General features: G+C 73.6%; 5 protein-coding genes. 1 reads left to right on the top strand and 4 read right to left on the bottom strand.

Annotation, left to right across the window (positions count from 1 at the left end; genetic code table 11):
- Positions 1-3: 3 nt before the first annotated feature.
- The 4 genes from B1205_RS02815 to B1205_RS02830 form a co-directional block, all read right to left on the bottom strand.
- Entirely contained in the window at positions 4-648 is a 645-nt protein-coding gene (locus B1205_RS02815; RefSeq protein ID WP_089154162.1) for a hypothetical protein, read from the bottom strand.
- A 13-nt stretch (positions 649-661) separates the two neighbouring features.
- Entirely contained in the window at positions 662-2,449 is a 1,788-nt protein-coding gene (locus B1205_RS02820; RefSeq protein WP_089154163.1) for a DUF4012 domain-containing protein, read from the bottom strand.
- 96 nt (positions 2,450-2,545) lie between these two features.
- Complete coding sequence (locus B1205_RS02825; protein ID WP_089154164.1) at positions 2,546-3,778, bottom strand: glycosyltransferase family 4 protein; 1,233 nt, start codon at positions 3,776-3,778, stop codon at positions 2,546-2,548.
- A 181-nt stretch (positions 3,779-3,959) separates the two neighbouring features.
- Positions 3,960-5,414 carry a polysaccharide biosynthesis tyrosine autokinase gene (locus B1205_RS02830; RefSeq protein ID WP_089154165.1) on the bottom strand — a complete coding sequence of 485 codons (1,455 nt, stop codon included), beginning with the start codon at positions 5,412-5,414 and terminating at the stop codon, positions 3,960-3,962.
- 189 nt (positions 5,415-5,603) lie between these two features.
- Here B1205_RS02830 and B1205_RS02835 point away from each other — a divergent pair, with 189 nt between their 5' ends.
- Positions 5,604-7,457, top strand: a complete 1,854-nt coding sequence (locus tag B1205_RS02835; protein WP_089154166.1) for a nucleoside-diphosphate sugar epimerase/dehydratase — start codon at positions 5,604-5,606, stop codon at positions 7,455-7,457.
- The last annotated feature ends 15 nt before the right edge of the window (positions 7,458-7,472 follow it).

Below are 7,472 nucleotides of genomic sequence, written 5' to 3' on the forward strand. Positions count from 1 at the left end.
GGGTCAGCCGAGGCGGCGACGGCGCCAGGCCAGGGAGCCCAGCAGCAGCAGCGCGCCGGCGGCAGCCAGGCCGCCGCCGAGCTTCAGCGGCGTACCGATGTTGTCGCCGGTGACCGGCAGGTGTCCACCGTGGTGCGGCGGACGCGGCGGGTGGGTCGGCCGGTTCGGCAGCACGACGGCGGTCGCGCTGGCGGTACGGCCCGAGATCTGCCCGGTGGCGGTGAAGGTGTAGCGGCCGGGGCAGACCGGCCGGTAGGTGGTGGTGAAGTTGCCGTTCGCGTCGGCGACCACGGTGAAGGTGGTGGGCTGCGGCTGCGGCTGCGACCTGAGGCACCCTCCCTTCCCCGTGTACGCCACCGTCGCCATCGCCACCGAACTGCCGTCGCTGCGCCGCGCGGTGTCCGCGGCAGGAGCGGCGAGCGGAAGGTCGGTGCGGGTGACCGTGATCGTCACCGGCTCGTTGGGCAGGAAGTTCCGGCCGACGAGCGTCAGCGTTTCGCCCACCACGGCGGTGGTCGGCGTTACGGTCAGCGACGCCACCTCGGGCGGGTAGACCGGTGGCTGCGGCTGCGCCGCCCCGGCCGCGGTCGGCGCGGCCGCGATGGCCAGGCCCACCGTGAGCGCCATGATGATGCGGGATAGCCGCATGATGGTTTCCCTCCTACTGCTCACATCTAGCTGCGTTGACTATTTGGGTGGTCCACGGGGTGGCGGTGGGGGTGAGCACCAGCTCGGCGGTGCCCGCGTCGGTCTGGCCGGTGAGCAGCGTGACGTCGAGCGTCCGGGTCTGCCCCGGTCCCACCTCGACGTTCGCCACCGCCACCTGGCGACGGCGGTCGGTTCCGCTGCCCATCGCGGTCCCGCGCCCGTCCAGCCGGCCGGTGAGGACCGCGCCACCGGTCGGGGTGTGCACGGACACGAACGTCCGGGCGGTGTACTTGTCGCCGGCCAAGGCGAGACCGGTGACGGACTTGGTCAGCCCCGAACGTGGGGCCGTGGAGTGCACGGTGATCCGCAACCGCAGCTCGCGGCGCCCGTCCGGCTGACAGTCGCCGACCGTGAGGGCAGCCGAGAACCTCAGGTAGTAGCCGAGCTTCGCGCCACTGCCGTCGTTGAGGAACACGCCGACCGTCGGCACCGCGTCGCGCTCCGGGAGCTGCCCGGCCAGCTGGCTGCCGGCCAGTACGCGCTGTTCCTCAGGTCGGGCACTCCAGAACAATATCCGACGTTCACGTATGGAACGGCTGAAAACCGTCAACAGTGCCCGTGGTTCCACCGTCCTGGTGAAGAGCGCGGTGAACACCTCCGACGCCGCCCGCGCGAAGTACTCGTCCTGCTCGCGTACCTTCAGGTCCCGGTAGGAGTCGCTGAGCAGGGTCCGTACCGCGGTGCTGCCGACCAGTTCCGGCCCGTCGGGCACGGCCACCGGGCCGATGACGCCGAGCAGGTACGACAACACCACCGGGTCCACGGCCAGCACACCGTCCACCGCGACCCCGGTGCGGCGTCGCACCATCTCCCGGTAGAGCGCGGCGGCGGTCGGGAAGTCCGGGCTGAGATTGACGTCGGCCGGGAAGATCCCCGGCAGGTCGTTCCAGAGCCGGCGCGTCTCCGGCTCCACCGCAAGTGGCGGGCTGAAGGACGTCAGGTCCGCCGCGTTGCCCTGCGCGGCGAGCCGGACCCGGCCGTCGTCCGCGCCCAGGACGGCGTACGCGCCGAACATGCCGCCGGTGGCGCGCAACTCGGCCGGGTTCTGCGAGACGAGCAGGTAGCTGCGGGGGCCGTCCGCGCCGAGCAGGGGCGGCAGCAGCCGGACGCCACGGTCCGCGGCCGAGGTGAGGCCGCCCAACTGGTCCAGTTCGGTCCGCAGCGCCGCGACCGCGTCCCGCACCTGCCGCATCAGGCCGGCCGTCGGCACCGTCCGCAGCCGCTCCGCCGTGCCGCGCACGGCCCGGTCGGCGGCCGAGATCTCCCCCGAGAGCGCACGCAGGCGACGCACGTCGAGCCGCTCGTGGCTCGGCACCAGCGAGGCGAGGTCGACCCGGAGCAGGGCGGGAAAGGCGAGCCGGGCCAGGTCGTCCACCGCCACCGAGATCTGTCGCACCGCGGACAGGTCGTCCCCGGCGTACGGGGCACGCCGGCCCAGCCACCAGGCCGGTCCTCCGGTCGCCCTCCGGGCCGCGTCGGCCTGTTCCTGCAACGCGGACAGGGTCCGCTGGGCGCGGGCCACGTCCCCGTCCAACACCTGTGAGCTGAGTTCCTTGGCGAGCCCGGCGGCGTTCACCAGATGACTGCGGGCCTGCCAACCCCGGAACGCGACCCAGCCGCCGACGGCGAGCAGCACCGAGACGACCACCAGCCCGGCCAGCAGTGTCCGGCGGACCCGGGCCCGCCTGGCCCGCCGGGAGCGCCGTCGCCGCCGGCGGGGCGAAACACCGCTTTCCGTCACACCACTCTCCTTCACACGCGAATCGGGCGCCGAGTTGTTTGTAGCAGGAAGGGAGACTGTTATGTCAGTTTTTCGCATCTTCTGAGCCGTTTGGCGTCAAACGCGAGTCTTCGGCGTCCCGGAACGCATCGCACCCAGTTCGTGGAGGAGGCCCTCGATCCGGTCGGCGCCGGCGCGCAACGACATCTGCCGCAGGTAGGCGTCCCGGCCGCGGCGACCCATGTCGGCCCGAGCGGCCGGCGGGATCGCGGCGGCCAGCCAGAAGCGGTCGGCCAGGGCGGCCCAGTCCTCGGGCGGGCAGGACAATCCGGCACGGGCGCGTTCCACCAGCTCCGCGGTGTCGCCGCCGGCCGACACGACCACCGGCGCGGCGCAGGAGAGCGCGGCCTGCAACTTGCCGGGCACGGTCCCGCGCAGCTCCGGCCGGTCGCGCAGCATGACGAGCTGGTAGTCGGCGGCGGCGTAGAGCTGCGGCATGTCCGCCGGCGACCGCCGCGCGACGAACCGGACGTTCTCCGCACCCAGCTCGGCGGCGAGGCCGCGCACCCGCCCCTCTTCGGCCCCGGAGCCGACCAGGACCAGGTCCATCCGGTCACCCAGCGCGGCCGCGGCGCGGACCGCGGTCTCCAGTCCCTGCCGGGCGCCGATCGTGCCGGCGTGCATCACGACGCACCGCCCGTCGCGGCGGATGAGCCGTCGCGCCGCGGGGCCCGGCTCCGCCGGCCGGAAGAGGCGTTCGTCGGTCCAGTTCAGCACCGTCCGCACCCGATCCGGCCGGGCGCCACCGGCCAGCACCAGCTCGCGCATGGACGGTGCGCTGACCGCGACCATGCCCGCCTCCCGGTACAACCGGCGCAGGCCGGCCCCCATCCGCTCCGACCATCGGCGTGACCCGCCCAGCCGTGCCGGGTCCTCCGCCGCGGCGACCTCCTGCACGTGCAGCACCGTCGGCACCGGGCCGAGCGACCGGAGCAGGCCGACCGCGGCGAAGGTCACCGCGGGACGCTGGAAGACGTACAGCGCGTCGACGCCTCGGAGATACCGCCGGCCGACCAGCGCGGCGGTGGCGGCGAACGAGAGCCAGCCGGCCGCCGGCGCGGAGCCGTCGCCGCCCGGGTAGCGGGGCACCCGACGGACCGTCAACCGCTCGCTGCGCGTCTGGTGCCGCCACCGCTGCCGCCAGCCCGGATAGACCTGGCCGCCCGGGTACTCCGGGAAGCCGGTGAGCACGCGTACCTCGTGGCCGCGGGCGGCCAGCTCCTCGGCCAGGCTGCCCGGGATGAACGCCGGCTCGGGCGGGAAGTGGTACGACAGGATGCCGATCCGCATGGCTACGCTCCGGACGGTGGCAGCGCGCCGGCCGTGGTGACGGCGGCCGCCCCCGCCCCGGGGCGGCGGCGAACCGCCGCCCCGGGCGCGGACGACCCCCGGGAACCCGTCGACGGTCCGCCGACCGACCCCCGGCGGTACGCGGCGGAGATCGAAGGGTCGGGCCGGCCGGTGTCCAGGCTCATCGCGGCAGCCGGGTGAGTTCCTGCGTCCGGTCCCCCACGGCGCTCTGTCCTGCGCGCCGGGCCGCGCCGGCCCGGTCGGTGGGCACCGCCGGCGCAGCGGGCGGCACGACCACCTTGTACGTCTCGTACTGATAGGTGTCCGCCTTGGCCACCTTGGTCATGTTGAGCACGCAGCCGAGCAGCCGCACCGACACCGAGGTGAGCGCCCGCGCCGCCGCGGCGACCTGACCCCGGGAGGTCTGGCCCTGCTGGGCGACCAGGAGCGCTCCGTCGGCCTGCACGGCCACCACCACGCCGTCGGTCACCGCGAGCAGGGGCGCGGTGTCGATGATCACGATGTCCGCGGACTCCCGCAGCGCCACCAGCAGGTCCGCCATCGCCTTGGAGCCGAGCAGTTCGCTCGGGTTCGGCGGGGTGGCGCCGCTGGGTAGCACCAGCAGCGACTTCTCGCCCCACCGCTGCACCACGTCGCCCACCTGGACGTCGCCCAAGAGCACGTCGGTGAGCCCGGCCGCGCCGTCGAGGCCGAGGTACTCGGCGGCCCGGGGACGGCGCAGGTCGGCGTCGATGAGCAGCACCCGCCAGCCGGCCTCGGCCAGCGCGATGGCGGTGTTGCAGGCCATCGTGGTCTTCCCCTCGCCCTGCAGGGCGCTGGTCACCGCGATCACCCGGGCCGGCTCGTGCACGTCGACGAAGCGTAGGTTCGTCCGCAGTTTCCGGTACGCCTCCGCCCGGGCCGAGGCGGCCGCGCCGCCGACGATCAGCGGTGTCGCCTTCGCGTTGGCGTCGAACGGGATCTCTCCCAGCAGCGGACTGCCGGTCACCCGTTGCAGCGCGGCGGCGTCACGCATCCGTACGTCGGCCAGGCCGCGCAGCACGGCCAACCCGGCACCGGCCAACAGCCCGGCCAGACCACCGCCGAGCAGGTTGCGCACCGGCTGCGGCGAGACCGGGCTGGAGGTCACCCGGGGACCGCTCACCACCTCGATCCTGATCGGCGACGCCTGCCCGTCCGGCGTGGTCTCCACCTTGCGGACCAGTTCGGTGAACTTGGCCGCGAGCGCCTCGGTGATCTTCAGGGCCCGGGCCTGGTCGGTGTCCGTGACGGTGGCGTAGAGCAGCACGGTGTCGGGCTTGGCCATGGTCTTGATCCGGCCGCGCACCTGATCGGCGGTGAGCCCGAGTGGGGCGTCCGCGACCATGCTCTGCGCGAGGCGGTCGCTGGTGAGCAGGTCCCGGTAGGACTTCACCCGTTGCTGGAGGAAGAGGCCGCCCTGGAAGGCGTCGGTGACCCCCCGGCTGGGCGTGGTGACGAAGAAGGTCACGGAGGCCTCGTACCGGGGCGCGGTCCGGACGGTCACCAGGGCGGCGGCGCCCACCCCGAGCATCACCGTGAGCAGCACGATCCACCAGTGGCGCCGGACCAGGCGGAGGTAGCCGAGAGCGCTCATCCCGCTCCTCCTCGCAACGTGCCGGCCTGCCGATGAAGTTGCACGAAAGCCCCCTAAAAGCCCCTGTGGTCATGCCAGGATCGAATCGCCTATTCCATACGTTAGGCCACCAGCCGAATGTAAACGATCCAACATGCGCAAACGACCTTTATCCGCTCATTCCCGGATAGCACACACAGAGGGCAACCCATGGACCGTGAAGCCACCGCCGCGGACGCCGTACGACCCCGCGGTCGGACCACCCACCGAGCCGCCACCCTTTCCCTGTTAACGCTGGACACGGCCGCGTGGTGCGGAGGTTTTCTCGGCGCCGCGTGGACCCGGTACGAGTTCGCGCTGACCGCCGCCGCGACCGGCCGGGTCCTCGCCGTCGCGCTCGCCTGCGCCGCCGTCCACGCGCTGCTCACGATGCTGCGCACACGGGTCTACGGCCGGGATCCGATCGGCAGTGCCGGAGACGCCCGCGGGCTGGCCGGCACCGTCGCCGTCGCCACCGCCGTCACCCTCGCCGGGCTGCTGTGCTGGGCGCAACGGCCGGTGCCGGCGACCACCCCGCTGGTCGGCGGCGCCGTCGCGCTGGTGCTGATGGCCGGTGCCCGCGGCCTGTGGCGCGCGCTCGCCGACCGGCGCCGCCCGGCCACGCGGCACGCCGTCCGCTGCCTGGTGTACGGCGTGGACGCGGCCAGCGAACGACTGGTCCGGGTCCTGCTGCGCGACCCGGGCAGCGGCTACCGGCCGGTGGGCCTGCTCGACGACGCCCCGGAGAGCCGGGGCCTGCGGCTGGAGGGACTGCGTGTGCTGGGCGGCCGGGAGCAGGTCGCCGCCGCGGTCCGGGCCACCCAGGCGCGGGCCGTCATCTTCTCGATGAGCGGCTCGGACCCGGGGCTGCTGCGCGACGTGCGCACCCGCACGCTGGAGGCCGAAGCCGCGTTCAAGGTCCTGCCCCCGGTGCAGGAACTGCTCGACCGGCCGGTCGCCGCCACCGACGTACGCGACCTCCAGCTCACCGACCTGCTCGGCCGCGCCCACCGGGTGGCCGAGCTGACCGTCGAACGCGGCGGGCTGGCCGGTCGCCGGGTGCTGGTCACCGGTGCCGGCGGCTCGATCGGCGCGGAGCTGTGCCGGCAGATCGCCCGCTGCGACCCGGGCGAGTTGATGATGCTGGACCGGGACGAGTCCGCGCTGCACGCGCTGCAGATGTCGCTGCACGGCCGCGCCCTGCTCGACGGCCCGGAGCTGATCCTGGCCGACATCCGCGACGCCGAGGGCATCGCCCGGGTGATCGCCGACCGGCAGCCGGAGGTGGTGTTCCACGCGGCGGCGCTGAAGCACCTGACCATGCTCCAGCGGCATCCCGGCGAGGCGATCAAGACCAACATCTGGGGCACCCTCAACGTGCTGGAGGCGTGCCGGGACGTGGCCCAGTTCGTGAACATCTCCACCGACAAGGCGGCCAATCCGACAAGCGTCCTCGGCTACTCCAAGCGGGTCACCGAACGGCTCACCGCCCACCAGGCCCAGCGGAGCGGCGCCACCTACCTCAGTGTGCGGTTCGGCAACGTGCTCAGCAGCCGGGGCTCGGTGCTGACCGCGTTCCAGGCGCAGATCCGGGCCGGGGTGCCGATCACCGTCACCCATCCCGACGTGACCCGCTACTTCATGACCGTGCAGGAGGCCGTGCACCTCGTCCTGCAGGCCGCCGCGATCGGCCGGGGCGGTGAGGCGCTGGTGCTCGACATGGGCGAGCCGGTGCGGATCGCCGACGTCGCGCGCCGGCTGGCCGCCGAGGCCGACCACCCGGTGGACATCGTCTACACCGGGCTGCGACCGGGCGAGAAGCTGCACGAGCACCTCTTCGGCGCCGACGAGGCGGACAGCCGCCCGCTGCACCCGTTGATCTCCCACGTGTCGGTTCCCCCGCTGGACCCGGAGCAGGTGCGCGCGCTGGACCCGTACGCCGACCCGGACGAGTTGGTCAAGCGGATGGCGGCGTTCTGCGAGATCGTCGGGGCGTCCCTGCCGGCGTTGCCCGGACAGCGCTGAACCACCCGCCCGCGG

The organism is Micromonospora sp. NBS 11-29 (assembly GCF_002140155.1).
Lineage (GTDB): Bacteria > Actinomycetota > Actinomycetes > Mycobacteriales > Micromonosporaceae > Micromonospora.

Excerpts from the sequence above, each read along its gene's own strand:
- B1205_RS02835 (WP_089154166.1), top strand. The coding sequence starts at position 5,604 with ATGGACCGTGAAGCCACCGCCGCGGACGCCGTACGACCCCGCGGTCGG.
- B1205_RS02825 (WP_089154164.1), bottom strand. The coding sequence starts at position 3,778 with ATGCGGATCGGCATCCTGTCGTACCACTTCCCGCCCGAGCCGGCGTTC.
- B1205_RS02815 (WP_089154162.1), bottom strand. The coding sequence starts at position 648 with ATGCGGCTATCCCGCATCATCATGGCGCTCACGGTGGGCCTGGCCATC.
- B1205_RS02830 (WP_089154165.1), bottom strand. The coding sequence starts at position 5,414 with ATGAGCGCTCTCGGCTACCTCCGCCTGGTCCGGCGCCACTGGTGGATC.